The following is a 26,361-nucleotide window of genomic DNA, read 5'->3' as shown; positions in this document are numbered from 1 at the left end:
CATGAGCCGATCCAGCGAATGACAGTCAGTCCTTTCCATACGGATGCTCCGATGGCGAATCCACTGCATGATCTCGCATCAGCCGGCGTCGCCGTCTGGCTCGACGACCTCAGCCGTCCGATGATCGAGTCCGGGGCACTGGCGGGGTCGGTCGAGCGCGACGGCGTTATCGGCATCACCACCAACCCGACTATCTTCGCAAAAGCCATCGGGGCCGGCGAGGGCTACGACGGCCACCTGCGCGACCTCGCCTTGCGCGGCACCGCCATCGGCGAGACGGTTCGGCTGCTGACCGCCTGGGATGTCCGCACTGCCTGCGACGTCCTCCGACCGGTGTACGAGCGAACCGGCGGCTGTGACGGTCGAGTGTCCATCGAGGTCGATCCGCGCATCTCCGGCGATACCGAACGTACCGTCGCCGAGGCCCGGGGGCTGTGGTGGCTGGTCGATAGGCCGAACCTCTACATCAAGATACCCGCCACCGACGCGGGTTTGCCGGCCATCTCGACGTGCCTGGCCGAAGGCATTTCGGTCAACGTCACCCTGATCTTCTCGGTGGCCCGCTACGAGGCGGTGCTGGACGCCTTCCTCACGGGGCTGGAGCGCCGGGCGGCCGCGGGCGAAAGCCTTTCCGGAGTGGAGAGCGTCGCCTCGTTCTTCCTCAGCCGCGTCGACATCGAGGTGGACCGCCGGCTTGCTGACGGTGAACGGAAGGGGGGTGAAATCGACCGGGTCCGTGGCCAGGCAGCCATCGCCAATGCTCGTCTGGCCTACCGGGTGTGGGAAGACAGCATCGTCTCGGCACGCTGGCAGGCCCTCAAGGGAGCACGGCCGCAGCGCCTCCTGTGGGCATCCACCGGCGTCAAGGACAAAGCGCTCGACGACACTCGCTACGTCGTTGAGCTCGTCGGACCAGACACCGTGAACACCATGACGCAGGGGACGCTTCGCGCCGTGGCCGATCATGCCAGGATCCGGCCAGACACGATCCACGCTTCCGCCGGATCGTCGCAGGCCGTCCTCGACGAACTGGAACGGCTCGGCATCGACATGGCGGACGTCGCCGCCACCCTCGAAGCCAAGGCTGTCGCCTCGTTCGAGGCGAGCTGGGACGATCTGATCGCCTCGGTGACGGAGCAGCTTAAGCGCGCCGGGGCGCAGGTCATGCCGGCCGGAGCAGTAAGCCCGGCATCAGGGCAGGATGCCTCCGGCGGGGCCCCGGCATCCGCGGCACCGGAGCGCTCACGGAATGGCGCTCGAACCTGAGTGCACGGACACGAGTATTTGGAAGATCGACCCGAACGGGATGACCGATGGAGCGGCTGAGATGAGCGACACGATCCCGAGCGTCCCCGATGGCCCGCACCTGCGCACAATCGCGATGCCACGCGACACTAACGCGGCCGGTGCCATCTTCGGCGGATGGACGGTATCGCAGATGGATCTGGCGGGTGGCACCTTTGCCGCCCAGCGAACGAAGGGCCGCGTCGCGACCATCAGCATCGACGCGATGCGCTTCCTTCGGCCAATTGCGGTCGGCGATGAGGTGAGTTGCTACTGCACCCTGCAGGACGAAGGCGAGACATCGCTCGGCGTGAAGATCGAGGTCTGGACCCGAGATCGGACCGGCGGCGATCCGGAAAAGGTCACGGAGGGGATCTTCACCTACGTGGCTCTCGACGACGACGGGAAGCCGCGCAATCGGACCGAAGATCGGACGGACACGGCCTAGATGCGTTTCCCGACTGCATAGCCGCAAGCCCTGGGCGGATCGCGTCGGCACACGGGTGCGTCCCCGTCGCCATCGTCGCGGACGCGTCGATTCAATGAACCGCACATTCCGGAATCACTAGAATCCTTATGGAAACCTACGTCCTCGTCGTCGCCGGGTTCGGTGTCCTGGTGCTTCTGACGGCATGGTTGCCGATGGTGCTCCGGGCATTGCCGCTATCCCTTCCCATCTGTTGCGTCGGGATCGGCGCGGCCCTCTCGCTCATTCCAGCAGTCGCGGACCTCACCCCCCCATCCAGGTTCGCACATCGGCATCGCCGAACACGCGACCGAGGCCGTGGTCGTGATCTCCCTGATGGGCGCGGTCCTCAAGATCGACCGCCTGTTCGGTTGGCGGAGCTGGTCGGTGACCTGGCGCCTCCTTGGCATCGGCATGCCCCTCACCATCCTAGCGCTGACCGCGCTGGGGTCGGTTCTGCTCGGGCTCGGTCTCGCGTCGGCGCTGCTCCTGGCGTCGTCGCTCGCCCCGACAGATCCTGTCCTGGCTTCGGATGTCCAGGTCGGTCACCCCGACGAGGACCATGAGGACGAGCCGCGCTTTGCCCTGACCTCCGAGGCCGGCCTCAACGACGGCCTGGCCTTTCCCTTCGTGAACCTCGCCATCGCCCTCGCCGGTACCGGAGGTCTGGCCGGCCTGTCGTGGTCGCACTGGCTTACGGTCGATGACCTCTGGAAGATCGTCGTCGGCGCCGTACTCGGGGCGGTGATCGGTCGAGCTTTGGGGTGGTGATGTTCCACCTGCCCAACCTGTCGAAGCCCTCCCGCACTGGCGACGGTTTCGTGGCGCTCGGCGTGACCTGCATCGCCTACGGATGTGTTCAGGCCGTAGACGGGTACGGCTTCGTCGGAGTTTTCGCCGCGGCCCTCGCGCTACGCTCCTCAAGCCGAGGACATGACTATCATCGCAAGATGCACGACTACGCCGAGGAGTTAGAACGCCTCTTTATGATGGTACTCCTCCTGGGGTTCGGTGCCGTGCTCGTGGGTGGCGGGCTGCTCCAGGCACTCACCTGGGAGGCCGTGGCCTTTGCCCTGGTCGCCCTATTGGTTGTCCGGCCTTTGGGCTGCTGGATCGGCCTAATCGGGAGCGGCCGGTCCCCCGAGGATCGCGCCGTCGTCAGCTTCTTCGGCATCCGTGGGCTTGGGACGATCTACTACCTGGCATTCGCGACCGGACACGCGTCCTTTGAGAAAACGGATGTCCTGTGGTCCACAGCCGGCTTGACCGTGCTGATCTCGATCCTCCTTCACGGCGTCACAGTCACGCCAATGCTGCGCGCCCTCGACCGCAGGATGGGGCGAGACACGGAGAACGCTAAGCTGGACCTGACCCTTCAAAGCCCAACGCCATAAGAACCCGGGACAGCGGCCTTATGCCGGGATGTCGGAGAGGATGGATGCCGGCAAGCGCACCGTGAACGTGGTGCCCTGGCCGTTCGTTGCGGTCGCCAGGATGCCGTCGATCTGACGCACGAAAGCTTCAACGAAGCGCGAGCCAAGCCCTGAGCCAGATGGTCCACCGCCGGTGACAGCGAGGCCCGCGCCGTTGTCGCTGACAGTCAGGGCAACCTCGCCCTCACGCCGGTCGAAACCCAGTACAATCTGGCCCTTGCCGTCGGGGAAGGCGTACTTGACGGCGTTCGTCGCGAGCTCGTTGACAATCAGTCCAATTGTGACCGCGTGATCGGGATTGATCGCCAGGGGCTCCGCCAAGACAGAGATCGTGACCTGCGAGTTCTCACCAAGGAGACTGGCGGCCAAGCTGTCGGCGATGCCGTCGAGATAGGTATCCATCGGTACCGGCCCAAGCGCCGCCGAACGTGCGATGACATCGTAGAGCTGGGCGACCGCTCCGATCCGGGCCTGCATGGCCCGGTAGCCTTCCTGACATGGTTCGGCCGCCCGGCGGATCTCGTATGCAACGAAAGCGGTGATCACCGTCAGGCTGTTTTTGATGCGATGGGCTAACTCAGTCGAGAGCATTTCACGATGCCGTTCGAGCAGGCGCGCCGCGGTCACGTCCTCGAAGACCACCAGCATCCGGGTGAGGTTATCGTCGGGCCTGAGCACCTTGCGGGCGTTCAGCTTGAAGATCCTTCGACCGAGGCCGGGAAACTCGTCCTCGATCTCGAAGCCGTCGAATGCTTCCTCGTCCGGAACCACCCGCGCCAGTAGTGCCTGCAGCTTGCCGACCTTCCATTGACCCTGGGACAGGTCGTGAAGCTTGTGCCCGACGACGGCCTTTGCGGGCACGTCGAAGAGATGCAGGAATGCGCGGCTTGCCGTGATCACCCGCATGTCGCCGTCGAGGATCAGAAGCGGGTCGCGGATGGTGTCGACGACGTTCTGAGCCAGTTGCCAAGTCCGTTCGCTTTCGCGTTGCGCCTCCCGCGCCGCGGTCACGTCCTCGATGGCAAGCAGCAGGCGCTCGGTGCCGTCGCCAGGGCGGAAGACTTTGCGCGCGTTGAGAAGCATCACCTTGCGCCCGATGCTGGGGAAGTCGTGCTCGACCTCGTAGCCCTCGATGACCTCGTTATTCGGAATGATGGTACCAAGCATTTCACGTAGGGCCGGGACGTCCCACTGATCGTTGCCGAGCTCGAACAACCGCTGCCCGATGGTGTCCTCCACGGTGACGCCGAAGGTCCGGCAGAAAGCGCGATTGGCCGACTGGACCCGAAGATCCCTGTCGAGCACGAGCAGGCTTGTCGGGATGGTTTCGACAATGTCTCCGGCGCCGATGGCGTTCATGCCCGCCCATCCATTCGGATCCCCGCCGTCGTCATTCATGGCGGTCGTCCTTCGATCCTGATGGCTCTGCAGGAAAAGAGCATTAGCAGGACCTACATCATAGATCTTCCGACAAACAGGCCCACCGCTATTGAGCCTCGTGACGACTCGCCAGAACGTCCATCGTTGCGCGAAAAAATGGATGCTCAGATCAAAGCAGGTCCTGTTCCGCCGGGTGTTACTGGTTTGAGCGGTCTGTCTTGTTGACGCCCGCTTCCGGCAACCGGACGTGGACGGCAAAGCCGGTCGGGTCACCGCCGAGCGCCTCGGGGCGAAGCTCCATCGACGGAATCATGTAATCCCCCCCGTTCTGGCGCCGGAATGGTATGGCCGAGGTCTCGAACAGGGTTCGCATCCTACGTTTCAGTGCAATCTCGGTCATGGCGAACGTCGCCGCGTCCATCCGGTCGGCCCGGTACACAACGAACGGCGGTAGCACGTCGTAGCCCGGATAGAACAGCACCCCGTGGTGGATGGGGAAGAGAAGGTCGTCCATCGGTCCGTTGATCCCACGAGGTCCGTAGTGCGAAGGCCAACCGCCGGCCAGCACGATGAGCATCGCGCGCTTGCCCGCGAGCGTCCCCTCACCGTAGCGATCTCCCCAGCGCGTTTCGCTGTGCTCACCGACGCCGTAGGCGAAGCCGAACGCGTAGACCCGGTCGATCCAGCCCTTCAGGATCGCCGGCATGGAGAACCACCAGAGGGGAAACGCCAGGATGAGGGTGTCCGCCCAGAGCAGATCTGCTTGCGCGGAGACGACGTCCTGCGTGAGGCTTCCGGTCGCGAACGCTTCGCCGGAGGCAGCTGGTACCCGTAACGGCGAAGCGGCCGACCACACGGGGAAATCGAGGCGGTCGACCGCGCACTTCCACCCGACCGCGTAGAGGTCGGTTATGCGGACCTCGTGTCCGGCGGCTTGGAGTTCGGCCACCGCTACGTCGCGCAGTGCGTTCGTGAGCGATGCAGGATCGGGATGGGCGGAGACGACGAGGATCTTCATGCTTGCGGCTCACTAGAGGAAGGAGGCGCGAAGCTAGGCGTGGCGCGATCCATCCGGTAGCTGTCGTTAACGGATAGGATCATGCCGAAGAATGGATAAGTCGAGCGTTACCCTGGAGCGAATGCGTAGCTTCGTTCGCGTCGCGGAGCGCGGCAGCCTATCCGCGGTCGCCCGCGACCTGCGAATGGGACAATCGACGATTTCGCGGCACGTGGCAGAGTTGGAAGGCGCGCTTGGAGTCACGCTGCTCAATCGGACGACTCGGCGCATCACCCTCACCGACGAGGGGCGGCACTACCACGAAGAGGCGCGCACCATTCTGCGGCTGGTAGATGAGGCGACGGACGGTGCGCGGAGCGCCGGAGGTGGCCTGACAGGGACCATCCGCGTGTCCTGCACCGCGGCCTTGGGCGTCCGGCACGTTTGCCGAATGCTTTTCGCCATCCAGGATTGCCACCCGGAGATCGTCGTCGACCTCAGCCTCTCCGATACGCGCATCGACCTCGTCCAGGAGGCGGTCGATGTTGCGATCCGCCTCGGACCATTGACCGATAGTACGATGCAGTGCCGAACCATCGGTCATTCGCGCCGCATCCTGGTAGCATCCCGCAGCTATCTTGCGACGCGTGAGAGGCCGGTGACGCCCACGGACCTTACACGGCACGCATCGATCCGTATGAGCAACGTCGCAGGAAGTGCGATGCTCCCACTGCGCGGACCGGATGGCGCACCGCTCCTCGTTCCCTTCGATGGCAGCCTGCTGGTCGATCACGGCTTGGCCGCCCGCGAGGCGCTGATCCAGGGGCGCGGCATTGCGGCAGCGCACATCTGGCTCGTCGACGACCTGCTGGCAGCCGGAACAGTGGAGCAGGTCCTACCGGACTTTGTGCTCGAACCCGTTCCCCTCTCGCTCCTGATCGTACCCGGCCGCACACGCATCAAACGCATCCGCATGCTGGTCGACGTGCTCGCGGCTTCATTGATGACCCTACCTGGCCTCAATCTGGAGTGACGTCCGCTTCCAGGCTCCAGGGAAGGCATGCCTAACGGCGAGGTTGGGTCGACATCTGCCGGCCTCGTATACGGCCGACATGGGGAGAGAGCAGCCGCTCTTTCAGTGAACCTGATTCAGTCATAACCTTATGGGCTACCCGGCCTTGATCGTCAGCGACCCAGGAGCTTGCCGGTGTGCAGTAGGTGGCGGACATCCTCAGCAACCTGGTTCCGGGCACCGAGCTTCTCGATGAGCTGGGCTGGACGGCTGCCCCGCAAACCGGCAAGCGTCAGCTTCTTGTCGCGGACATACGTATAGACCCCGCTCACGGCGAACGGGGAGGCATGGGCCACGTCCCGGCCTAGGCCCTCGGCGGCCTGGATGAAGGCATCAGATGCGTAAAAGATGCTCCGATCCAGGGGCGAGGCGAACGCGATGTCGATGACGGCGAGGAGGCGGCGTTCGGCAGGGACCTCGTGCCCCACGTTGGGCGCCGGGGGGGCCGGGTCGGCATTGTCGTAGGGCTCAGGAAGGTGAAGGCGGACCCGCAGCACCGGCTCCTCGGCAACGAGCGCCCGGGCGAGACGGCCAACGCGGTCTCCGAACGCTACAGCATCGTCGTGGGCGGCGCCGAGATGAAGGTGGATGCGGTCGAGACCGTCGGTGGCGTTCGGGGAGGGTTCGGCGACCCGGTCAACCAACGTGGTCGACCCGTTCGGCAGCGCGTAGGCGACGGTGGCGGCGAACATGTTCTGCTCGTCCGCGAAAAGGATCGGGCATGCCTCGTTGAACGCGGCCTGATCCTCGGCGGAGTGGAAGCCGATCTCGACGCCGCCATCCAGTTCGTAGTCCGGGAAGGGCTTGATACCCTTCATCTCGGGCCAGAGGCGGGCGTCCTGCTCGCGCGCGAGGTGGGTCTGCACGTACCAGCCGAGCCCGGGGATCCGCGAGCACAGGGGGCCGTGAACGTCCCGCCAGTAGGCAGCGAACAGCTCATGCGGCACCTTCGGATGTCGAAGGACCGTGGTGTAGGAGTTGATAGCGATGGCGGCGTCGCGATCGGAATAGTCGACGCAAGTCGTGAGCTTGGGCAAGGTCATGTCCTGGGTGAGCGGCAACACGCGGGACGTGGCGTCGTGCGATCTCAGGGGATGACGCGCGAAACGTGCCACCGGGTGCAATGTGACGTTTTGTGACAAAGGACTTTTTCACGTTGTCGGGCCGGCCGGCCTTCGTACTTTCGGGGCATGAGCGAAGGCCCGACCATCTTAATCGTGGAGGATGACCACGCCGTCGACCGGCACGCAATCACCGCCCTGTGGCCCGAGAGCCGCCGGGGAAACCCGCACGTAAAGGCGTTCCTCGGGTTCCTCAGAGAAATCTTCCCGACGCCCACGCCTTGGGACGTGACCGTGGCCAATCGTGCGGCCGAAACCTCATTGGGGACGTGAGGCGCCGGTGCCGAACCGCACGGGGGCGAAGGCGTACCGCCCCTGGACGACTGGTTTTGTGTCCGGCGCCCAGCAATCCCATTGCCCTGATCGGGATACCCAGCCTAGCTGGCTTCCATGAGCACCAGCATGCACGACGTCAGCGTTCCGATCTTCGTCAACGGACTGCGCAACATGAGCGCCTGGCTCGACAAGGCGGCGTCCGAAAAGCCGGAGGCCGAGCTTCTCGCCGGCCGCCTCGCGCCCGACATGCGGGCCTTGCCGGCCCAATATCAGATGGCCTCCGACAGTGCGAAGAACGCGGTGGCTCGGCTCGCCGGCATCGTAGCGCCTTCCATGCCGGACACCGAGGCCAGCTTCGCCCAACTCAAAGAGCGTTGCGCCAGGACGATCAGCTTCGTCGAAAGCGTTGATCCGGCCGCGCTAGCATCGAGCGCCAAGCGCGAGGTGGTGCTCAACTTTCCCAACAACACCGGCTATCGCTTTACGGGACAAGCCTACCTGACCGGTTTTGCGTTGCCGAACTTCTTTTTCCACGTCACGACCGCCTACGCGATCCTTCGGGCAGCTGGCGTGACCCTCAGCAAGCCGGATTTCCTCCGCCACCTCGGGCCGCCCACCTTCGGACCCGACCAGTAGGCTACAAATGGGGGGACGGTCGAAATGACCGCCCCTGGGAAATGACGCCGATCAGAGGACGGGCATCCTGCCCGCCACGGTGACCAGAGACCTGGGGTATTGCTGCTCTTGTCCAACGCTAGCATCAGGTAGGCTGAGGCAAGCTCGGCCGGCTGGCCCGGGCGTCCGAACGGCACCTTCCAACCGAACGACTTCACCGAGTCCTGGTCTATCCCGGAGGGGATGAAGGGCGTCCAGATCGGCCCCGGTAGGACGCCGTTCACGCGGGTGCCTCTATCGGACAGCAACTGGGCGAGGCTCGCACCATGTTGCTCGAGGCGCCCTTCGTGGCGCTGTAGGCGAGCGGCAACGGCATCGGATGTTTCGACTGCGATCTAAACGTCTGCTTCAGAGCTAAGCTCCGTTTGGGTTCTACAGCAAGGTTGGGTCGGAGGCGGAGCGTCAACTTCAGGGCCGGGGGCCAGGGTGTGCTCCCCACCCTTAGGGCGTGTCATCGCTTGAGCCAATCGAGGGCGGCTGCGAGGAAGAGGACGCCTATGAAGCTGACGGCGGTCTTCTCGTAGCGGGTGGCGATGGCGCGCCACTCTTTGAGCCTGGCCCAGAGGCGCTCGACCTGATTGCGGTTGTTGTAGATCCAATCCGGGCAGGCCACGGGCGCTTCGTGGCGCTGAGGCGGGATCGCAGCCCGAGCGCCCATACCCCAGATGTGCTCGCGAAAGACGTGGCTGGTGTAGCCGCGGTCCCCCACGACCCATTTGGGCACCCCCGGCAGTTGGTCGAGCAGGGGAACAGCGTGAGGGAGTTCATGGGCCTGACCGGGCGCCAGCCGGAAGGCGGTGGCGCGGCCCCGCCCGTCGGCGATCACGCAAGCCTTGGTGCCATAGCCGCCACGCGAGCGGCCAAGAGCTTCACGAGCGTCTCGCTCGGCCGCAGATCCCCCTTTTTGGCGGCTCCCCCCGCATTTTTGGTGCGCCCGCACGTTCGTGCCGTCGAGGAACACCATGCCGAGTTGGACGCCGCGTTCCTGTACGAGGTGAAGAAGCCGCTCCCAGACGCCGGCACGCGACCAGCGGATGAATATCTGGGCGGCCCGCCACCAGGGTCCCAATTCCTCGGGAATGGCCCGCCACTTGGCCCCGTTCTGATGCCGCCAAAGGATGCCCGAGAGCGTGCGCTGCAGATCCTGCGGAGGCGTTTTGGCCTTGGGCCGGCAGGCTTCAACCAGAGGCTCCAGATCAGCCCATTGCGCGTCGCTCAGCATCGTCCCTCCTCCATCAGAGAGACGAAAACGCAAGCCCAGCCAATCTGTTCAGGCGACGACAGGCCCTAGTAGGCGCTACCTCGCGTACACGAGGGGGCCGCCATTCGCATAATCGCATGTATGAGGCTGCTGTTCGGGAGGCGGGCGGACCTCATAAAATCTAATGTCAGCGTGCGATCAATTATGACTGCGAGCGCATAGCCTCACTGCATCAGCTCCGCGTGGCGGAAAACTTGCTAGGCTCGCTATATGCGGCTTCGGAATGACGCAGCATCTCCTCCCGGCGGGCTTCCCGTTGAGCGAGTTCCTGTCCAATCTGCCACAATAGGGCACGCGTCATAGCAAACATCGCTGGAGTGCCAACGTCGGCCACCGCTTCATGAGCAGTAAGGCAAGCCTCAGCCATGGCATTGAAACGTTCGTTGTCTTCCATTTCTGCCCGGCCTCCCCCCTGCCCAAACCAATTAGATTTTATGGGATAACCTAAGTAGTCAATGCTGGTTAAACGCCGGTGTTCATTTGTGGTTGCAGTTTGACCGGTCTCAATAGGATGAGGTAATCCGATTGCGCGCAATCGGAGTTACCCATGTGTAAGCGGGATGCCGCTGAGTACGATGCAGATCGAACGGAATCGCTATTGAACAGGATCGCTGAGGCGCTCGATTGCCCAGTCGAAGCGTTCGGAGATCCGTCAACGCTTGACCGAAACCAGACGGTCGAGCTTCTGCGGCTTTGGGCCAGGATCGAGCATAATCAGGGCCGTCTGAAAGTGCTCAGCTTCATCCGCACCGTTGCATCGTAGTTTCATCCATCATCTTGGAAGCCCCACTTGCGGGAGCGGGCGAGCCTCAACCTAATGTCACGAGTTGAGCCTTACCGTGTTGGTGAGTTGCCGCTCGATCCAGTCCTGCGCCACGTCGAGGTTCGCGAACTTGGGCGCGTTCTGATGATGAACGCGGCCGAACCCAGCCTCGAGAAACCACTTCCCTGCCTCGTGTTCGTGCTGCTCGGAGAGTTGCACGAGGATCGCCACGAGGAAGCCATCGGCAAAAACCAGATGGCTTTCCGTGTCATTGCTGTCCGTCGCGACCTGCACAGGCTGGAGGTGTAGGCGCATCTTTCAAGCCGTTTTTGCGAGATGGAGGTAGGCGGGATCGAACTCTGAGGACTGGCACAGCTCCTTCCAAGCGTGGACGACGAGGGTGCTGCCCCGCAGGGTGATCAGGCCCTGGCCCCGCATCGCCCGTAGGGTTCGGTTCACATGAACGGTCGTGAGCCCCAGCGCATCGCCAAGTTCGGCTTGCGTGATCGGCAAGGGACAGCGGTTGTCTCCCGCAAGACCGACCGCCTCCAGCTTCACGTACATCTCGCAGAACAGGTGCGCGATCCGACCGAAAGCCGATTTCCGGCCTATTCCAGCCATCCACTCGCGGAAAACGGCCGCGTCGATCAGCGTGTCCCGCCAGAGCAGCGCCCCGACACGCGGGAAGTGCATTGTCAGATCCATCATTTGATCGTGCGGAATGAGGACCACTGTGGCCTCGGTTATCGTCCCGAGGCTGTGATCCATGGTGTGCAGGTGCAAGCTCTGTAGATCGGGAATGTCGCCTGGGATGTGGAATGAGAAGATCTGACGGCGCCCCTCTCCAAGGATCTTGAAGCGGCAGGCCCAGCCTTCAACGATGAGGCAGCACTGTGAAGGCTTGTCGCCTTCGTGCACGATGGTCTGGCCAGCCTGAAGAGCACGGATCTTGGTAGGCAAACTGTGAATGGCCTCCCGTTCCTCGTCGGACAGGGGCGCGATGCTCTCCAGTTTGCGGATGAGCATGGTCAAAGGCTTGTCGTTGGAAGCTGAGTGCATGGCCGCTTCACACTGCGTTGCAGGTGGAAGCGCACGTCTCTCCCAGATGCCGGCCCCTGTCTTCGAATTACCGACAATGTCATGAAACTAAACATGTGTGATGCCGACACATTCACACAGGATAGCCTGTCGCGCTGGGTAGTCTATCGGACATTCCCGCCAACCAGGACCCGTTGGGGACGTCGGTCGGCGGCCGGGTTAGCCACGTCCCTGTGTAGGCTAAGCGCAGCCATGTAGACCGATTGATCTACAAAAATATCGGCTACCACATCTCAAGTGATCGCGGAAATTCAAGAGGCAGTCGCATAAGAGTGGGTCTGAGACTGGCCCCTGCAACCTTGCGATCGGCACATCGTGCCATGGCTTCTACTTCGCTTCGGCAAGTGAATGTCAAGCGTTATCGGCCCGGCTAGCAAGTATGTGCCCCCCAATATCACGGATACGTTCCTCATTCGGTTCATTTATTTGGGAATTGCGAATAGAAATCGCCCGAAGCTGGGCTCTCTTCAGCGAAACGAAGGAGATCCTCCGCAAAATCCCGCCCTTCCGGCAGAACCTCGAATAGCTCCAGGCCGTAGAGCCTTCGGCACTCAGCCTTCTAATCGACGGGCGGGAAATGCTCGATGAAGCGTACGCCGTCCCATAACTCGACAGCGTCACCGTCCACCATCGCCTTGGCTCGTTCGCGAGCTTCGTCGTCGTTTTCCGCGACAAGCCGCGCCGCATTCACGACGGTGCCGCTCGGAGCAACCATGATCGCACGGTAGATCGGTGGCTTTGGTTCGCTAAGGACATTCGTATTGATTTGAGATGTGTCGGCCATCGCACGGCACTCCCTGGCAAAAGCGGGAGCGCACGCATCTCTCATTCGTCGACTCGCTGATTCAGTATCGACGATGACCAAACATAGCCGCTGCCTGGCCTAATGTCCTTCGCATAGGATGATTTGCTTCGTATGGCCCGAAGAAGCGAGTCAGCAAACTGATAAGTCCGCCGGGCGGTCGCGCCGGTCTCGGGGACAGGCGCTAGCCTCATACTAGAGAAGGCAGGCTCCTTTGGTGGTTGAGCCTCAACACATCCAGGGGCAGACCGTCATGCGAATTGTCCGTCGTCAGATGATTTGGGACAGTCTGCGGTGTTCAGGAGCGGAGGTTCTGGTCCATCTGGGGTGAGAGGTTAGGCGGCCTGCGCGTGGTGGCGCAAGCGGCGATCCATCAGGGTCTGGCGCTTGATGCGTTCGCGCTCGGCCAGGATCCCTTCGCCGCGTCCAAAGTAGACGTCAGCGGGCGTGAGGTTGCTCAGGCTCTCATGGGCTCGGGCATGGTTGTAGTGTTCGACGAAGTCGGCAACCTGCGTCTCCAGCTCGCCGGGCAAGTAGGCGTGTTCGAGCAGGATGCGGTTCTTGAGCGTCTGATGCCAACGCTCGATCTTGCCCTGCGTTTGAGGATGGCATGGCGCACCGCGGATGTGGGTCATGCCCCGAATGCCGAGCCAGTCAGCCAGGTCGCTGGCGACGTAACTCGGCCCGTTGTCGGAGAGCAGGCGTGGCCGCTGCATCACCCGCGCCTGATCGAGTCCAGCCGCACCCAGCGCCAGGTCGAGCGTGGCGGTGACGTCGCTGGGCTGCATCGTCGTGCACAGCTTCCAGGCGACGATGTAGCGCGAGAAGTCGCTACGCGGTCCTTCGGTTCGTCTAATACGGTCGACAAGTAGTACCAGCCCCAGCCAACGACCTTCAGATAGGTGAAGTCCGTCTGCCAAAGCTGGTTGGGAGCGGTGGTCTTATCGTGGAACTCGTCGGCGGCCTTGATGACGATATAGGCCGGGCTGGTGATCAGGTCCTGAGCCTTGAGCAGCCGGCAGACGGTCGCTTCCGAGACGAAGTAGCCCCGCTCGTCGGCGAAGCGTACCGCCAGTTCACGCGGGCTGAGTTCAGGCTGCTCCAAGGCCAGGGCAACGATCTGCTCGCGGATCTCCGCAGGTAGGCGGTTCCAGACCCGGCTCGGCCGCGAGGGATGGTCGCTCAACGCCTCGGGGCCGCCGCGCTGGTAAGCGTCGTACCAGCGGTAAAACGTCGAGCGCGTGATGCCGAGCTTGTCCAGGGTGGCACGCACCGGCAGGTGGGATTGCTCGACGAGTCGGATGATCTCCAGCTTCTCGGGGGCCGGGTACCTTATGCCTCGTCGCCCCCAGCCCCGCTCATGCTTTTTTTAAGCAGACGGTTCTCCAGGACGAGATCAGCTACGACCTCCTTCAGCGCCCCCGTTTCGCGACGTAGATCCCGCACCTCATCCGTGGTGGCCGCACGAGCCGTATCGCCCGACAGGCGCTTCTTGCCAGCCTCCAGGAACTCCTTGGACCAGCCGTAGTACATCGAGGCGGCGATCCCCTCACGTCGGCATAACTCGGCGATGCTGTCCTCGCCACGCAAGCCTTCCAGAACCACGCGGATCTTCTCCTCGGACGAGAACTGCCGACGTGTGGCCCGACGGATGTCCTTGATCACCGCTTCTGCCGGCTTCTTGGCCGGTCCGGATGTCTGCTTCGTCTTCGCTCCTCAGGGGCTACGATGAACCAGCCATCCTCCGTTCGTGAAGACCCTCAATCTGTCCCACAGGTGCTGACGTCGGACAGTCGGTTCGGGTCGAACAACTACCGTAACCGCACTGCATTCAGGTTTCATCTTCAACAATTGCGCGGAGGGCTTGAAGGGCGCGGTAGCGCCCTTCCTGCGTCCTTATCTTGAACCACAGGCTCAAGCACTCGCTTGCATCCAAAGGCGTGCTGTCATGGTAGAACTGCTGCACAGGCACACCAATTTCGTGAGCGATTCGCTGGAGGAGTGCTGCAACACGCTTATCTGATTCTTCCATATCGAATTCTAAATCGTATCCAGAAAAAATTGTTCCCTGGAAAAATAACTCCGGCCTGTCCGTAGAGTGCTTGCACGAAGTCTGTTCGACTTTCTAAATAAAATCGTGATATAATTCCTCTTTGGCGCAGAGGCTTCAGCGTCGCATTGGAACTGAAGCTAAGGAGCGTCATATGATCTTCGTAACAAATTTTGACGGCGGCGTAAGCTACGTAAGTTACGAATGGACTGTGTTCACTGGGCAAGCAGCAACCGAGGTTGTTGGGCATGGATGGTTCAGCTGTGTCCATCCTGATGATTATGAGATCGCAGTTGGCTTTCTTCGCAAGGCGCACGAGCAGCAGAGCGAGTTCAGCATTCGCCTCCGGCTACAGCGCCCTGATAAGAGCTATACGTGGGTGATGATCGGAGCTGTCCCGTCCTTTGGACCACCGGGGAGCACCTTTTTAGGCTATCTCGGCTCTATGACCGAACTCAGTGCTGGTACCTTTGATCCTCTGACCGCCTACGGCACACTTGCGCGCTTCGTTCCACCGCCTTCGCACCCCTCGACGCCGTCAGGCTCTGCATTGGAACTCGTGGCCAACTACTTACTAGTCGCACACGGGCTCATTGAGCAGGATCATGCAAAGGAAATGCTGCCTGTATTGCGGAATGCACTGCTTACGGCGGGCATATTGCTCGCTCAAAGCACCACATCACCTGCGCAAGGTAATAGCGTCCATTGAAAGGCGCAGGACAGAATGTCCGCTTCGGACCGCCGGGCTGAGGTCTGCTCCCCACCCGACCCGGTCGTAGAGCGGACGGCCGGGTCCCAACCTAAATCGGTCAGTCCTCGCCATCCAAACCTGCCCGTAAGCAGCCATATGTCGAGCCGCGGTGGTGATGGGCCTACCATCGGTGATGGCACTAAGATCCGTATTCGCCAGAAAGCGGCTAGCCACGCCAAAGAGCGATCCACAGGCCACCGAAACGACCGTCACGCACTTGGTCGCGATACGGCGGAACAAGGGATGACAAGCCTATCCTGAAAATGGACTTCGCCGGACCATCATCAGAAGTGGCCTTCGGCTCGGATTGGTAGGCGCCTGAAGCGACGGCCGCATGCATGAAAGAGGGCGTTCGCGATGGCGGTGTTGTCACCAATGTTGCCGAGTTCGCCCAAGCTCTTCAGGCCAAGTGCATTCACCTCGGTATCCTCATCCGGCACCTGGATTGCCTCGACTTCCGGAGCATCGGCCGCCGTCGCGACAAGGTACTCGGCCAGATCGTCGTTGCAATACGCGCCATGATTGAGCACCGTTTCCTTCAGGAGAGCCGACCCCAAGCCATCCGGTCCTGTCGCAAACGCGAACTCGCTGACGTTCATGGGTCGTTAGCCATACCCGCCCAGCTTGCTGCCTCCGTTCCGGAGCCAGTCCATGATCCTCAACGCCCTCAAGCTAAAGCGCCAAGCGCGTGACGACTTCACCAAGGCGCTGATCAAAGAAACAAGGGTGATGCTGGACGAGCCAGAGGCCGAACCCAAGCGTCCATCCAAGCTCGGCGCTCAGAAGCTGACGCCTGAGGAGCAGAAGCGCAGGTTCGTCGAAGGGGCGCGTGAGGCCGGGGCCAGCGAGGATGAAGCGGACTTCGATGCAGCGTTTAAGCGGATCGCGAAGCCAAAAGTCCCGACAACTCCAAAGTAGACGCTACCGGATCAGCCACGTGCCTGTATAGGTCACGGCGGCTGAGTAGACAGGGTGCCCCTCTTCGTCAGTCACCAGCACAGAGAAAGCTTGGTGTTCGCCGTCCTTGCACACTTCATCGGCCGCTATCTCAGGTAGAACCTTCTTGGCATGCCGCGCCACTGCATTGAGATCGGTAAGTTCAATCCCCTCTTCATCACGAAGCGATACGCCGTCGTGGATGTCGAAGTAATAACGTGGCACAGCGGCTCTCCACACATAAAAGGCGGGAGCGCAATTTGTCTCTCAAGCGCGGGGCGCCAATCAGAGGGCCGCGATTGTTCTATCCTACACGAGGAGCATCGCAACCGCACTAACATCTAATGCGGCAAATGGCGATTTCAACTCGTTACTGGCCACTTCGCACGTCGTATATGTCAACGATATAATCGCCAAAACAAACGCGATTACGCTGGGGCCTAGCGAGAGCTACCCCCCCCCGCTCGAAACGCGCCGGCTGGAAAAATCTTTTTCTTAGCCATCTTTTTTCACGCGGAAACAGGAGCTTGGGGCCCTTCTCCCTCCGGCGTGCCGATCCGTGTCGGTTCCAACATCATAGGACCGGCAATGGCACTGAGTGAGCGCGAAGCGGGTGTCGCGACGGCAAGCACCCGGCGCAGCAATGTCCGGCATCGCCTTGTCGCTCAGGTTGGTCTCGTCGTGGTCATGATCACGATCGTGCTCTCAGGCTTCTTTTACACCAACCGGCACCAGCAGGCTCTCATCGATCTGCGCGAAGGCGGGCGGCAGATGCGCATCGCCCAGGAAGCGCTCATGGACGCGGAAGCCTACGTCCTCAACAGAGCCCTCAGCGACCGGGACAGCGAATACAGCGAGTACAGCCGCGCCTTCGAAGCGTTGCATAGCCGTCGCGATACGTATCTGGCTCGCCTCGATCCTTTCCTAAAGATGCCCGACGGGACCAGCGCCTCCGCCGACGCCAGCATCAAGTCGCTCGAAGCCATCTGGACGGATACACTCGAACTCGTCCGTGCCGGAAAGCTGGAGGCGGCTCAGGCCCTGCTCAGGGAGCGCAGGAGTGCGGCTCTGATCGGCACCATGCGTCGCGCGTTCGATGCCTTCCTGGCCGACTGGAACTCGCACTTCGCCGATCACGAGACGCGCATTGAGATCGGCAAAAGCATCGTGTTGCTCTCGCAGATCCTTATTGCCGGAGTGATGATCTTCGCATTCCGATCAAGTGCGCGAGATGCCCAGGCCCGGGCGACGGCCATCACGGACATGGACGCTTCCAGAACACAGATCGGCCATCTGTTCGAGATGACGGATATGCTCCAGAGCGCTGCCGATCATCACGATGCAAACGCAGTCCTCCGCGCCACCGCTGGCGAGTTGATCGGCGGGTTCAGCGGCGCGCTCTATGTCTTCAACAATTCGCGCGACCGCCTCGTCCTCTCGACCTCCTGGGCATGCGAAGATGGATCGCCCCCGCCGGAGGTGATCGCGATCAACCAGTGCTGGGCCATGAAGCGCGGCAAGCCGCACATCAACCGTGGCGGCTCCAGAGCCCTTTGCTGTGAGCATCATGTCTCCGGTCTCGCCGCCCTCGAAATACCGATGGTCGCGCGGGGTGAGAACCTTGGTCTTCTTCAGATCTTTGCGCATGGTTTGGACGCAGAGAAACGCCTCGCTGACATCCTGCCGCTGAGTTCGGCGCTCGGGGACGCGATGTCGCTCGCCCTGTCCAACATCGCTCTGCGCGAGAAGCTGCGCAACCAGGCGCTCCGCGATCCACTGACGGGCCTCTATAACCGACGCTACATGGAGGACAGTCTCGATCGATATGTCCGCATCGCTGAGCGCGAGGGGCGGATGGTTTCGGTGATCATGATCGACCTCGACCACTTCAAGCGCCTCAATGACGAGCACGGTCATGCGACAGGTGACGCTGTTCTGAGGGAAGCGGCGGCTGCGATCGTCGGAGCGCTCCGTGAGACCGATGTGGCCTGTCGCTACGGTGGCGAAGAACTGATCGTGTTTCTCCCCGACTGCAGCCTCGAGGATGCAGCGCTCAAGGCAGAACAAATCCGAGAGCGGATCGAGGCTCTGTCCGGGGCCCATGGTGCGAAGGTCTCGGCGTCGCTAGGGGTGTCCTCTCTGCCGAGCACATCAAGCAACAGCGCTGACCTCGTCAAGGCAGCCGACACGGCACTCTATCGAGCCAAACATAGCGGAAGAAACCAGGTCGCGACCGCTCCGGTTCAATCGGGCTGGCGTGCCGAAAGCGAAGCCCCGGCTAGCCCACAGGGGCGCCTTCGTGTCGCGGGCAAATAGCTTAACGGCACTTAAGAAGAAGTAAAACAACAACCGCGGGGCTGCCTGTCAGCAGCCTGACGACGAGACCGCCCTTCGACTGATTGATGGCCGGGGTCCGCTTCGGCCGCTATGCCGAAAAGGCCCTGGTGCCGGCCATGAAGCACGGTAGCACGGTCGTGCTCGACAACTTGTCCGCCCACAACGTCAGCGGCATCCGCGAGCGCATCGCTTCTGCAGGTGCCCGCCTGCTCTACCTCTCGGTCTATTCGCCCTAAACGAAAGACCGCTAAGAGATTTCAATCTGACCGAACTCGCCTGTGCCAAGCTCAAGGCCAATTTGGGTGCCCAGGCCGCCTGCACGGTCGCAGAACTCTGCAACACGCTCGCGCAGGTCCATGGACGCTTCACGCCGAATGAGTGCCGCAATTACCTGATAGCCGCAGGGTACGATGCCTTTGACCCAACCTGACTGGAAGCGGCTCTATAAAGTTTCAGAGTTAGTTCATCGAGCCGCGACGTCGGGCATCCGTAAGCTTCGACAACGCTCGTCCGACTTCAAGCAGCAGCATATCGCTCATCCGGTGCAGGAGAGGCTCAGGAAGCTCGTGGATTGCCTCCTGCGCCGCGAGGCAATGCTCGGCAGCCCGTTCCAAGGGGTGCTGATGCTTAAAGTCTGGAACGGGATTCGCCTCATGGTCACGAACACGCGATTGTGTGATGTCGATTAGCACACCGCTTCCACGCTGAGGCCGCCCTGCCTCGTCCAAGGTGATACGCCCACGATCCAGAACCCAACGTACAACGCCGTCAGCAGAGCAAACTCGGTACTCGAACGTGCAGCAAATTCCCGTCATCATACTGCGCACTATCTCGTCGGCAAAACGCTCACGATCCTCGGGATGCACCCCGGCAAGGAACACATCGAGCGCCACGCCGGCAGCCATCGCTGTGGGGTCGATATTGAACACGAGTGCAACGAGTGCGTCCGCATACGCGAGATCCTTCGCAACGTCGTATTCCCATCGTCCAATCAGGTCTGAAGCGTCGAGCGCCTGTTGCAACATGATCTGCGAGACCTGCGTCCCGCGCGTTTGAATACGCCCCACACGCGTCTCCAGAATCTGATAAGGTTCGATCCAATACGACAATATAAGCGAAACCTAAGTAAATCTATACCGGTAGAAAATTACTACGAGATGGTGCAAAATACATCGCTAAACGTGATTCAATCAAAAGTTGCGCTGGAGGGCCGCATGGGCCGGAAGTTGAGTTCGGCTGAAGCCGATGTGTTTGCCAAAGACAGTACAAGTTTGCCGAATCAGACCGCTGAAGTCACCTCGTCATATGGCTCAGTGCTTCAATCAAGAATTGCAAAGGCGCTGGATCTTTCCGTAGCGGACTTCCTCCATCCAGCTGAATCCGAGAAACATACCCAAGAAGCCAATCATGACGGCCATGCGCCGGAGACTGGGCTGACGCGAGACTGCGTGGATCTCATTGAGGCTTTTGTACGTGTGGTAGATCCTAAAGAGCGTGAACGCATTCTTAATATGGTTCGAAACGCGGCTCGCGTGAGCGAGCACGAGGAGCCGCAAGGTTGACGGCCCGATCTGTAGGCTAAGGCGGATTATCAGTATTTAACCGAAACTAATGCAGTTTCAAATAGAACAATACAGAACTATTTGCAGTCGCGGTTTTGGCGTCATCTGATCTGTATATATTTATCTTTATATTCGATGGTTTTCTTAATTTGCCCTGTGCGAGGCACGCTGGCTAGATCAGGGGTCTGTGGCTGGGTGAAAGGCCAAATACATGCCTGAAGCTCAGAAAATTTCGACCATCAGCCGTATTCAATCACTACTGGATGATGACTGCGCTGAAATTTCATCAGCCCTTAGTCGATTACAGGAATTATTACAACTAGAGGCCGCATCGCGATTGATAGCAGATCGGGGGGCACAAGTTAAGGATGGCGCGGTGATAGGCTGGTTAGCATGGCACTCCTTAATCTGATTGTTAACGGCGCATACGAAGCGTAGCCGATAGCAGATCGTGTCTATGTGCTACGTTGTTGCTATTTAGCATCACTTAAGCGAACAATTTCATTTCGCCGTTCCTCTCTTTGTGAAAGTTCCTGGCCGACCTGCCACAAGAGAGCACGTGTCAAAGCAATCATCGTAGGGGTGCCTGCTTCGATGACGGCCTCATGCGCCGACAAACAAGCCTCTGCCATCTCGTTGAAACGCTCGTCGTCTTCCATTTCTGCACCGTCCATTCTGTCCGAAACTGGTTGGATACTGGCAGGATAGCTTAAGTAATCAACGTGGATCAAACGCGAAATGTTCTAACTCAGGTTGTATTTTGCATGGCCTCCAAAAGATGCGATAAACCGGTTGCGCACAATCGGAGTTACACATGTGTAAGCGGGATGCCGCTGAGTACGAGTCAGACCAATCGGAAGCGCTATTGAACCGGATCGCTGTAGCACTCGATTGCCCGGTTGAAGTGTTCTCAGATCTGTCATTGCCTGATCGAAACCCTACGGCGGAGCTTCTGCAACTTTGGGCCATGATTGAGGTCGAGCAGGACCGATTGAAGGTGCTGAGCTTCATCCGCGGCTTGGCTCCCAGAACCGACGTTCCACAGAGCCGCTGACGTTTAAGCGCCATCCGCAGCCTGCTGTGGGAATGGCGAGCCGATCTACAGAAAGCTGCTGCAGCAGAAGGGCTGCTTCCATGCTGTAAAGGCTTGCGGTTTCCGGCGCAAGTAGCGAAGGAATGCTGTAGTGACCTGATGATTGATAGTATAACCAAGGTGGTCTCAGCCATATCAATTGCTTTTTTGCCTTGAATCGCCGATTTTGCGCCCTCGGTTTTCTACTACTTAAGGCTCTCTAATGAAGGTCATTTTCGTTTCGATAGGTAGCCATGGGGACGTCTTGCCGTTCATAGGCCTTGCCATCGAAATGCGCCGACGCTCCTTCAATGTCCTCCTCGCTGCGCCAGGACATTTTGAGAGGCTGGCGAAGCAAGCGCGACTGCCGTTTCACCCCCTTGGCAGCCAAGCTGATTACGATGAGGCCATCGCCGACCCGAACCTTTGGCATCCTCGCAAGGGAGCGGCCCTTCTGCTTGGGTACGCGCTGAAACTGATGCCGGTCGTTGACGCCTTCCTAGGCCAGGAGGCAGAACGGGGCCCGATCCTGGTCGTCGCCTCAACACTCAGCTTAGGCGCACGTATCGCTCAGGATCGCCTTGGGCTCGACGTGATCACGGTTCACCTCGCTCCTTTCATCTTTCGGAGCCGGCATGCACCTCCAATCATCCCAGGACTGCCGCTTCCCCGTTGGCTCCCGAATCGTCTCACGCACTCGATCCAGCTTGGAGCCGAAAAATACGTGCTCAATCCCGTCTCTCTTCCCGCGGTCAACGCATATAGGGCTGAGTTCAATCTGTCTGCCGTGGATCGATTAAGGACATGGTGGCACTCGCCTCAGCGCATCATCCTCATGGTCCCGAGCTGGTTCGCCCCGCCACAGGATGACTGGCCACATCGCACAGTCCAGACCGGATTTCCTCGCGTCGATACCTTCGGCGATGCCGGTACGCTGTCACCATCGCTTGCTGCGTTCGTTGAAGGCGGTGAGCCTCCCTTGGTCTTCACCTACGGCTCCGCGATGAGACAGGCAGGGCGTTTTTTCGAGACGGCCGTCGCCATCTGTAGGCGGATGGAACGTCGCGGGGTTCTCCTGGCGCCTCAGAACGGCCAGATCCCCGACGATCTTCCAGCCAGCGTGTTCAGAGCGGCCTACGCCCCTCTCAGTGCACTGCTCCCATATTCCGCCGCGCTGATCCATCATGGCGGGATTGGCACTGTCGCGGAGGGGCTGGCTGCTGGCGTTCCGCAGCTCATCGTACCGGTCGCCTTCGACCATTTCGACGAGGGTGAGCGTCTTCGTCGTCTTGGGGTAGGTATGACGCTCTCACGCAGACGCTTCACACCCTCTCGCGCCAGCCGATGCCTCAATACGCTTCTCCATTCTCCAACCGTTGCGGAGGCTTGCAAAGCGGCCAAGGAACGAACTGTTCAAGAGAATGGCATAAAGGTCTGCTGCGGCATTATTGAGCGGTTCTCGAAACGGATGCGTCCCGGTTACTGAAAAATCTGGGCTTAATGCATTTGTATTTCTACGGGCGTTTTATCTAGCCATCGGTTGTGGTCCTCCTGGCGTTATGGCTCCGAGCTATATGCAGAATGTTGTCACGGCACGAAAAAAGCTTCAGTCTGAAGAGATTATCGCCAAGCTTAGCTGAGGGGATGTTTTGGTCTTGTAAGTACGCAAGGTCGCCGAAGGGATACGATCTATCTAGCTGGCCGAGTTCACGTATTGCCGTTAGCGTTCCGGATATGGTTTTAAAGGTCATCAGGTCAAGCGCCTGGATTAACTGAAGACGGAGAGCCTATTACTTTGCTGTGCATCCACGCCGTTGGGGCGTGAAATGCTTCCTCGGCTGGATTAGCCGCAACTGCCGCCTTCGGGGAAAATTTTGAGGCGACCTTCGCTTTGGCTCAGGCATTCCTCTACGCTGCCGCCTTCATGATCCTCATGCGAAGGCTGGGCCGAGCGTCATAACTTATCGGACAAAAATCAAGCAAAATATTATAGTCAGAAGTATTTCCTTAATGCAATGTGGTGCTTCGCGAAGCAACGGCTCTGAAGGTACATGGCTTACCGAACCTGTTGCTATCCGAAGCCAGCAATCTTTGTGATAATAAATGAGCGGAATTCTCCCTAGGATGAGTAAGCATTCCGGCTGTGGCTGATTGAGTCTGTTGCCGTACAAAAAGTTGAGCGGCGCTCAACCTAATCTATCAAGGGACCCGTTCGACTTTATGACTACTTATACGGGTGACCTAACCGGCTGGCTTGGAATGGGCTGCTTTACAGTCTCAGGCAGTATCGAACCGGCTAGTGGTTGAGCCCTGACGGTTGAGTCCGCGTAGGGTTTTGGTTTGTGGCCCATCCTGCGAGTCTGGCGGGATGCGCAGTGGCATCTCTTTCACGCTCTCCACCTCGGATCGTCTTCGGCTCGAAGCACTCGTTGCGGATCGAAACACGTCGCAGAAGCACGTCTGGCGCGCCCGCATCGTGCTGCTGAGCGCCGATGGGTTGGGGACGCATGCGATCATGCGTGAGGCGGGCGTGTCCAAGACGGTGGTCTGGCGCTGGCAGGACCGCTTCGCGCAGGAGGGCGTCGATGGGCTCCTTCGGGACAAGACGCGGCCGGCGCGCATCCCGCCGCTGGGGCCGGAGGTGGCGGCGCGCGTGGTGGCTCTAACGCAAGGAGAACCACCCGGCGAGACCACGCATTGGACGGCCGCCGCCATGAGCAAGGCCACGGCCATCAGCGTCTCGTCGGTGCAGCGGATCTGGCGGGGGCACGGCCTACAGCCGCATCGAGTCCGGCAATTCAAGCTCTCCACCGACCCGGCCTTCGCCGCCAAACTGCGCGACGTCGTCGGGCTCTACGTCGATCCGCCCGCGCATGCCGTTGTCCTCTCGGTCGACGAGAAGAGCCAGATCCAGGCGCTCGCCCGCACGCAGGCCCCGTTGCCGATGAAGCCGGGCCAGCCAACGACGCGCACCCACGATTACAAGCGCCACGGCACGACGACCCTGTTTGCCGCCCTGGACGTGCTGGAGGGCAAGGTGATCGGCCGCTGCATGCAGCGCCACCGGCATCAGGAGTTCATCCGCTTCCTCAACGCGGTCGAGGCGGCGGTTCCGGCGGGCAAGATCGTCCACGCGATCCTGGACAACTATGCCGTCCACAAGCACCCGAAGGTCCGTGCCTGGCTCGACCGCCACCCGCGATGGACCTTCCACTTCACCCCGACCTCAGCCTCGTGGCTCAATGCCGTCGAGGGCTTCTTCGCCAAGCTCGCAAAACGCCGGCTCCGACGTGGCGTGTTCGGATCGCTCATCGAGGTGCAGGCCGCCATCAAACGCTTCATCGCCGAGAGCAACGGCGACCCGAAGCCCTTCGTCTGGACCGCCGACCCAGATCGCATCATCCAGGCCGCAAAGCGCGGGCACCAAGTGTTAGACTCGCACCACTAGATTTGAAGCGAAGACAGAAGACGGATATTGAGCACGTAGCGCTGAAATTGCGACAGGTAGAGGTTTGAACGGCGCTGAGCAAGAATTTGTCGCTGAGTTGTGCTATAAATTTGCTGACTTTCTGAGGGCCGCACGTGGCCTTACACAGTACAATTGCAACTGCATAATTTGGTAGCGGATTTTAGGGGATTTAAGACAACTTCGTTCGATAAAGTGGGAGGTAAATATCTGAATGCACACGTGATTTATTCGCTTAGAGCCGTATATTCTGCGTTCGCTCAGAGTGATTGTTAATTTTGAATGCCCCGTATGCACATGTGTAAGTCGCGCGGCTCAACGCGTTAAAAGGATTTACTGACTAGCTTTCTAATGCTGAGGCTTTAACTGACAGTCCGAGCTATTTCTATCAATGGAGTTGCAATTTGATCAGTGCGTCAGTTCATGCGCGTCCGACGCTGGTGATTTGCAGTTTTCGAAAGACGACGTCCGATCTCAAGTAGCAACATGTCGGTCATGTTCTTAAGTAATGGCTCGGAAAGTTTCTGTATTGCGTGTCGGGCAGCAAGGCAATGTTCGGCAGCCTCCTCCAACGGGTTTGCTAAGCTATCAGCCCCTTTGGTTGAATGATCGGCCTCATCAGCCCGGTTCGGCGTAATATCAATCAGCAAACCGGTGCCCCGCAGGGGGCGACCTGTCTTGTCCAGATGTATAAGGCCGCGTGCTAAGACCCACCTCATAGCTCCGTCCGCCGAGTAGACTCGATATTCCTGTACGTAAGAGCGGCCCGCCCTTGCGCTTATCGCAATAACCTCCGCCGTTTTTGCCCTGTCCTCCGGATGAATTCCTGCAAGAAACAGGCTTAACGGAACGCCACCTTGCGCCGTCGCAGGATCAACGCTAAAGAGCAGGGCAACCGTCGCATCTGCGTATAGCAGATCGTTGGGGATGTCCCAGTCCCAACGCCCGATGACATCCGACGCGTCGATCGAAGCCTGCAATTGGATCTGCGAGCCTTTCGCCACATCTGTCCCGACCCTTCCCACCAAAACCTCCAAAGCAGCGTTAGATTGCTTCGTTCACTTCAATGTGAGACTTTTTATGATCCGTTAACATGCGATAGATTTTGCAGCGATATGGCCACGCTTTCGCATGCAATCCGCTGTACGCGTGCGGGCTTCAACTTCGGAATGCTGATTTCATATGACAGGACGTTAGCCGAACCTGATTGAAGCTGCTTCGTCCGCTTCCTCCGACGCAATGAGGAATCTAAGCTCTCTTCTACCAAGCCGCAGTGAAATGCTCCAGCATCAGATTGCGGCGCAGCTTGGACTTTCGTCGGAAGAATTTGGCAAGGCGAATCGGCTGGCGTCTGTTTCACACCGGAAGGATGCTTTTCTGGGAAGCTCCGATGCTGGTCTCGTCTGCAAGTGTCTGGAAATGCTCGTAACGTACTGCCGCATCACTGGTATTTGGCATTGCATTCGGTTCCTTTCGGTAGTCCATGATGTGTCGAATAACTCACTTCTCGTCACAGAGCGCTTGACAAAGTGCATCTGCGCTGCACCGGATCCGCGTTC

General features: G+C 60.2%; 27 protein-coding genes and 4 pseudogenes. 15 read left to right on the top strand and 16 right to left on the bottom strand.

Annotation, left to right across the window (positions count from 1 at the left end; all coding sequences use genetic code 11):
* Positions 1-51 precede the first annotated feature (51 nt).
* The 4 genes from tal to ACYQML_RS16005 all read left to right on the top strand — a co-directional run bounded on the left by tal (position 52) and on the right by ACYQML_RS16005 (position 3,144).
* On the top strand, positions 52-1,266 hold the full coding sequence (gene tal, locus ACYQML_RS16020) for a transaldolase (RefSeq protein WP_461233370.1): 1,215 nt from the start codon (positions 52-54) through the stop codon (positions 1,264-1,266).
* A 61-nt stretch (positions 1,267-1,327) separates the two neighbouring features.
* Positions 1,328-1,732: an acyl-CoA thioesterase gene (locus ACYQML_RS16015; protein ID WP_461233369.1), complete on the top strand. Its 405-nt coding sequence runs from the start codon at positions 1,328-1,330 to the stop codon at positions 1,730-1,732.
* 336 nt (positions 1,733-2,068) lie between these two features.
* Positions 2,069-2,521 carry a cation:proton antiporter domain-containing protein gene (locus ACYQML_RS16010; RefSeq protein WP_461233368.1) on the top strand — a complete coding sequence of 151 codons (453 nt, stop codon included), beginning with the start codon at positions 2,069-2,071 and terminating at the stop codon, positions 2,519-2,521.
* Positions 2,521-3,144, top strand: a complete 624-nt coding sequence (locus ACYQML_RS16005; protein WP_461233367.1) for a cation:proton antiporter domain-containing protein — start codon at positions 2,521-2,523, stop codon at positions 3,142-3,144. Before ACYQML_RS16010 ends, ACYQML_RS16005 begins: the two co-directional genes overlap by 1 nt.
* A gap of 18 nt (positions 3,145-3,162) precedes the next feature.
* Here ACYQML_RS16005 and ACYQML_RS16000 read toward each other — a convergent pair whose 3' ends face one another.
* Both ACYQML_RS16000 and ACYQML_RS15995 read right to left on the bottom strand, forming a co-directional pair.
* Positions 3,163-4,581, bottom strand: a complete 1,419-nt coding sequence (locus tag ACYQML_RS16000; protein WP_461233366.1) for a sensor histidine kinase — start codon at positions 4,579-4,581, stop codon at positions 3,163-3,165.
* A gap of 178 nt (positions 4,582-4,759) precedes the next feature.
* Positions 4,760-5,581 (bottom strand): NAD(P)H-dependent oxidoreductase, encoded by an 822-nt coding sequence (locus tag ACYQML_RS15995; protein WP_461233365.1) that lies wholly within the window; start codon positions 5,579-5,581, stop codon positions 4,760-4,762.
* 91 nt (positions 5,582-5,672) lie between these two features.
* Between ACYQML_RS15995 and ACYQML_RS15990 the strand changes: the two genes are divergently transcribed.
* Positions 5,673-6,593: a LysR family transcriptional regulator gene (locus tag ACYQML_RS15990; protein ID WP_461233364.1), complete on the top strand. Its 921-nt coding sequence runs from the start codon at positions 5,673-5,675 to the stop codon at positions 6,591-6,593.
* Between the two features lie 152 nt (positions 6,594-6,745).
* Here ACYQML_RS15990 and ACYQML_RS15985 read toward each other — a convergent pair whose 3' ends face one another.
* Entirely contained in the window at positions 6,746-7,675 is a 930-nt protein-coding gene (locus ACYQML_RS15985) for an EthD domain-containing protein (protein ID WP_461235739.1), read from the bottom strand.
* Positions 7,676-7,822: 147 nt separating this feature from the next.
* Here ACYQML_RS15985 and ACYQML_RS15980 point away from each other — a divergent pair, with 147 nt between their 5' ends.
* On the top strand, positions 7,823-8,026 hold the full coding sequence (locus ACYQML_RS15980; protein WP_461233363.1) for a hypothetical protein: 204 nt from the start codon (positions 7,823-7,825) through the stop codon (positions 8,024-8,026).
* A 117-nt stretch (positions 8,027-8,143) separates the two neighbouring features.
* A complete protein-coding gene (locus tag ACYQML_RS15975) occupies positions 8,144-8,665 on the top strand; it encodes a DUF1993 domain-containing protein (protein ID WP_461233362.1) in 522 nt (173 codons plus the stop codon).
* Between the two features lie 51 nt (positions 8,666-8,716).
* Here the strand turns inward: ACYQML_RS15975 and ACYQML_RS15970 are convergent.
* The 8 genes and pseudogenes from ACYQML_RS15970 to ACYQML_RS15935 form a co-directional block, all read right to left on the bottom strand.
* Positions 8,717-9,032: pseudogene (locus ACYQML_RS15970) on the bottom strand (SDR family oxidoreductase); the annotation flags it as partial.
* Positions 9,033-9,155: 123 nt separating this feature from the next.
* A complete protein-coding gene (locus tag ACYQML_RS15965) occupies positions 9,156-9,926 on the bottom strand; it encodes an IS5 family transposase (RefSeq protein ID WP_461233361.1) in 771 nt (256 codons plus the stop codon).
* A 211-nt stretch (positions 9,927-10,137) separates the two neighbouring features.
* Positions 10,138-10,359: a hypothetical protein gene (locus ACYQML_RS15960; RefSeq protein WP_461233360.1), complete on the bottom strand. Its 222-nt coding sequence runs from the start codon at positions 10,357-10,359 to the stop codon at positions 10,138-10,140.
* Between the two features lie 426 nt (positions 10,360-10,785).
* Positions 10,786-11,022, bottom strand: coding sequence for a hypothetical protein (locus tag ACYQML_RS15955; RefSeq protein ID WP_461233359.1), 237 nt, complete (start codon positions 11,020-11,022; stop codon positions 10,786-10,788).
* A 24-nt stretch (positions 11,023-11,046) separates the two neighbouring features.
* Positions 11,047-11,754 carry a Crp/Fnr family transcriptional regulator gene (locus ACYQML_RS15950; RefSeq protein ID WP_461233358.1) on the bottom strand — a complete coding sequence of 236 codons (708 nt, stop codon included), beginning with the start codon at positions 11,752-11,754 and terminating at the stop codon, positions 11,047-11,049.
* A 631-nt stretch (positions 11,755-12,385) separates the two neighbouring features.
* The gene (locus tag ACYQML_RS15945; RefSeq protein WP_461233357.1) at positions 12,386-12,610 is read right to left on the bottom strand and encodes a hypothetical protein; all 225 of its coding nucleotides are present in this window, start codon (positions 12,608-12,610) and stop codon (positions 12,386-12,388) included.
* Between the two features lie 353 nt (positions 12,611-12,963).
* Positions 12,964-14,293 (bottom strand): annotated as a pseudogene (locus ACYQML_RS15940) (IS3 family transposase).
* A 166-nt stretch (positions 14,294-14,459) separates the two neighbouring features.
* Entirely contained in the window at positions 14,460-14,660 is a 201-nt protein-coding gene (locus ACYQML_RS15935; RefSeq protein ID WP_461226981.1) for a hypothetical protein, read from the bottom strand.
* Positions 14,661-14,832: 172 nt separating this feature from the next.
* Here ACYQML_RS15935 and ACYQML_RS15930 point away from each other — a divergent pair, with 172 nt between their 5' ends.
* Positions 14,833-15,387, top strand: a complete 555-nt coding sequence (locus ACYQML_RS15930; protein WP_461226979.1) for a PAS domain-containing protein — start codon at positions 14,833-14,835, stop codon at positions 15,385-15,387.
* A 326-nt stretch (positions 15,388-15,713) separates the two neighbouring features.
* On the opposite strand, the gene ACYQML_RS15925 is transcribed toward ACYQML_RS15930, so the two are convergent.
* A complete protein-coding gene (locus ACYQML_RS15925) occupies positions 15,714-16,028 on the bottom strand; it encodes a hypothetical protein (protein ID WP_461233356.1) in 315 nt (104 codons plus the stop codon).
* 52 nt (positions 16,029-16,080) lie between these two features.
* Here ACYQML_RS15925 and ACYQML_RS15920 point away from each other — a divergent pair, with 52 nt between their 5' ends.
* A complete protein-coding gene (locus ACYQML_RS15920; RefSeq protein WP_461226975.1) occupies positions 16,081-16,347 on the top strand; it encodes a hypothetical protein in 267 nt (88 codons plus the stop codon).
* 3 nt (positions 16,348-16,350) lie between these two features.
* On the opposite strand, the gene ACYQML_RS15915 is transcribed toward ACYQML_RS15920, so the two are convergent.
* Positions 16,351-16,590, bottom strand: a complete 240-nt coding sequence (locus ACYQML_RS15915) for a DUF6894 family protein (protein WP_056432528.1) — start codon at positions 16,588-16,590, stop codon at positions 16,351-16,353.
* A gap of 324 nt (positions 16,591-16,914) precedes the next feature.
* On the opposite strand from ACYQML_RS15915, the gene ACYQML_RS15910 reads away from it, so the two are divergent.
* Both ACYQML_RS15910 and ACYQML_RS15905 read left to right on the top strand, forming a co-directional pair.
* A complete protein-coding gene (locus tag ACYQML_RS15910) occupies positions 16,915-18,681 on the top strand; it encodes a diguanylate cyclase (protein WP_461233355.1) in 1,767 nt (588 codons plus the stop codon).
* 26 nt (positions 18,682-18,707) lie between these two features.
* A pseudogene (locus tag ACYQML_RS15905) lies at positions 18,708-19,132 on the top strand (IS630 family transposase); the annotation flags it as partial.
* 28 nt (positions 19,133-19,160) lie between these two features.
* On the opposite strand, the gene ACYQML_RS15900 reads toward ACYQML_RS15905, so the two are convergent.
* Entirely contained in the window at positions 19,161-19,811 is a 651-nt protein-coding gene (locus ACYQML_RS15900; protein WP_461226973.1) for a PAS domain-containing protein, read from the bottom strand.
* Positions 19,812-19,859: 48 nt separating this feature from the next.
* On the opposite strand from ACYQML_RS15900, the gene ACYQML_RS15895 reads away from it, so the two are divergent.
* Entirely contained in the window at positions 19,860-20,264 is a 405-nt protein-coding gene (locus ACYQML_RS15895; RefSeq protein WP_461233354.1) for a hypothetical protein, read from the top strand.
* Between the two features lie 473 nt (positions 20,265-20,737).
* On the opposite strand, the gene ACYQML_RS15890 is transcribed toward ACYQML_RS15895, so the two are convergent.
* A complete protein-coding gene (locus ACYQML_RS15890; protein WP_461233353.1) occupies positions 20,738-20,923 on the bottom strand; it encodes a hypothetical protein in 186 nt (61 codons plus the stop codon).
* 636 nt (positions 20,924-21,559) lie between these two features.
* Between ACYQML_RS15890 and ACYQML_RS15885 the strand changes: the two genes are divergently transcribed.
* From ACYQML_RS15885 to ACYQML_RS15875, 3 genes and pseudogenes are all read left to right on the top strand, one after another.
* Entirely contained in the window at positions 21,560-22,822 is a 1,263-nt protein-coding gene (locus tag ACYQML_RS15885) for a glycosyltransferase (protein WP_461233352.1), read from the top strand.
* A 308-nt stretch (positions 22,823-23,130) separates the two neighbouring features.
* Positions 23,131-23,296 (top strand): annotated as a pseudogene (locus tag ACYQML_RS15880) (IS5/IS1182 family transposase); the annotation flags it as partial.
* A 408-nt stretch (positions 23,297-23,704) separates the two neighbouring features.
* A complete protein-coding gene (locus tag ACYQML_RS15875) occupies positions 23,705-24,784 on the top strand; it encodes an IS630 family transposase (RefSeq protein WP_056425902.1) in 1,080 nt (359 codons plus the stop codon).
* Between the two features lie 434 nt (positions 24,785-25,218).
* Here the strand turns inward: ACYQML_RS15875 and ACYQML_RS15870 are convergent, their stop codons facing one another.
* Positions 25,219-25,806, bottom strand: coding sequence for a PAS domain-containing protein (locus ACYQML_RS15870; protein ID WP_461233351.1), 588 nt, complete (start codon positions 25,804-25,806; stop codon positions 25,219-25,221).
* Positions 25,807-26,361 lie beyond the last annotated feature (555 nt).

The organism is Methylobacterium sp. CM6244 (assembly GCF_054817885.1).
This window is presented reverse-complemented; position numbering and strand designations above follow the sequence as displayed.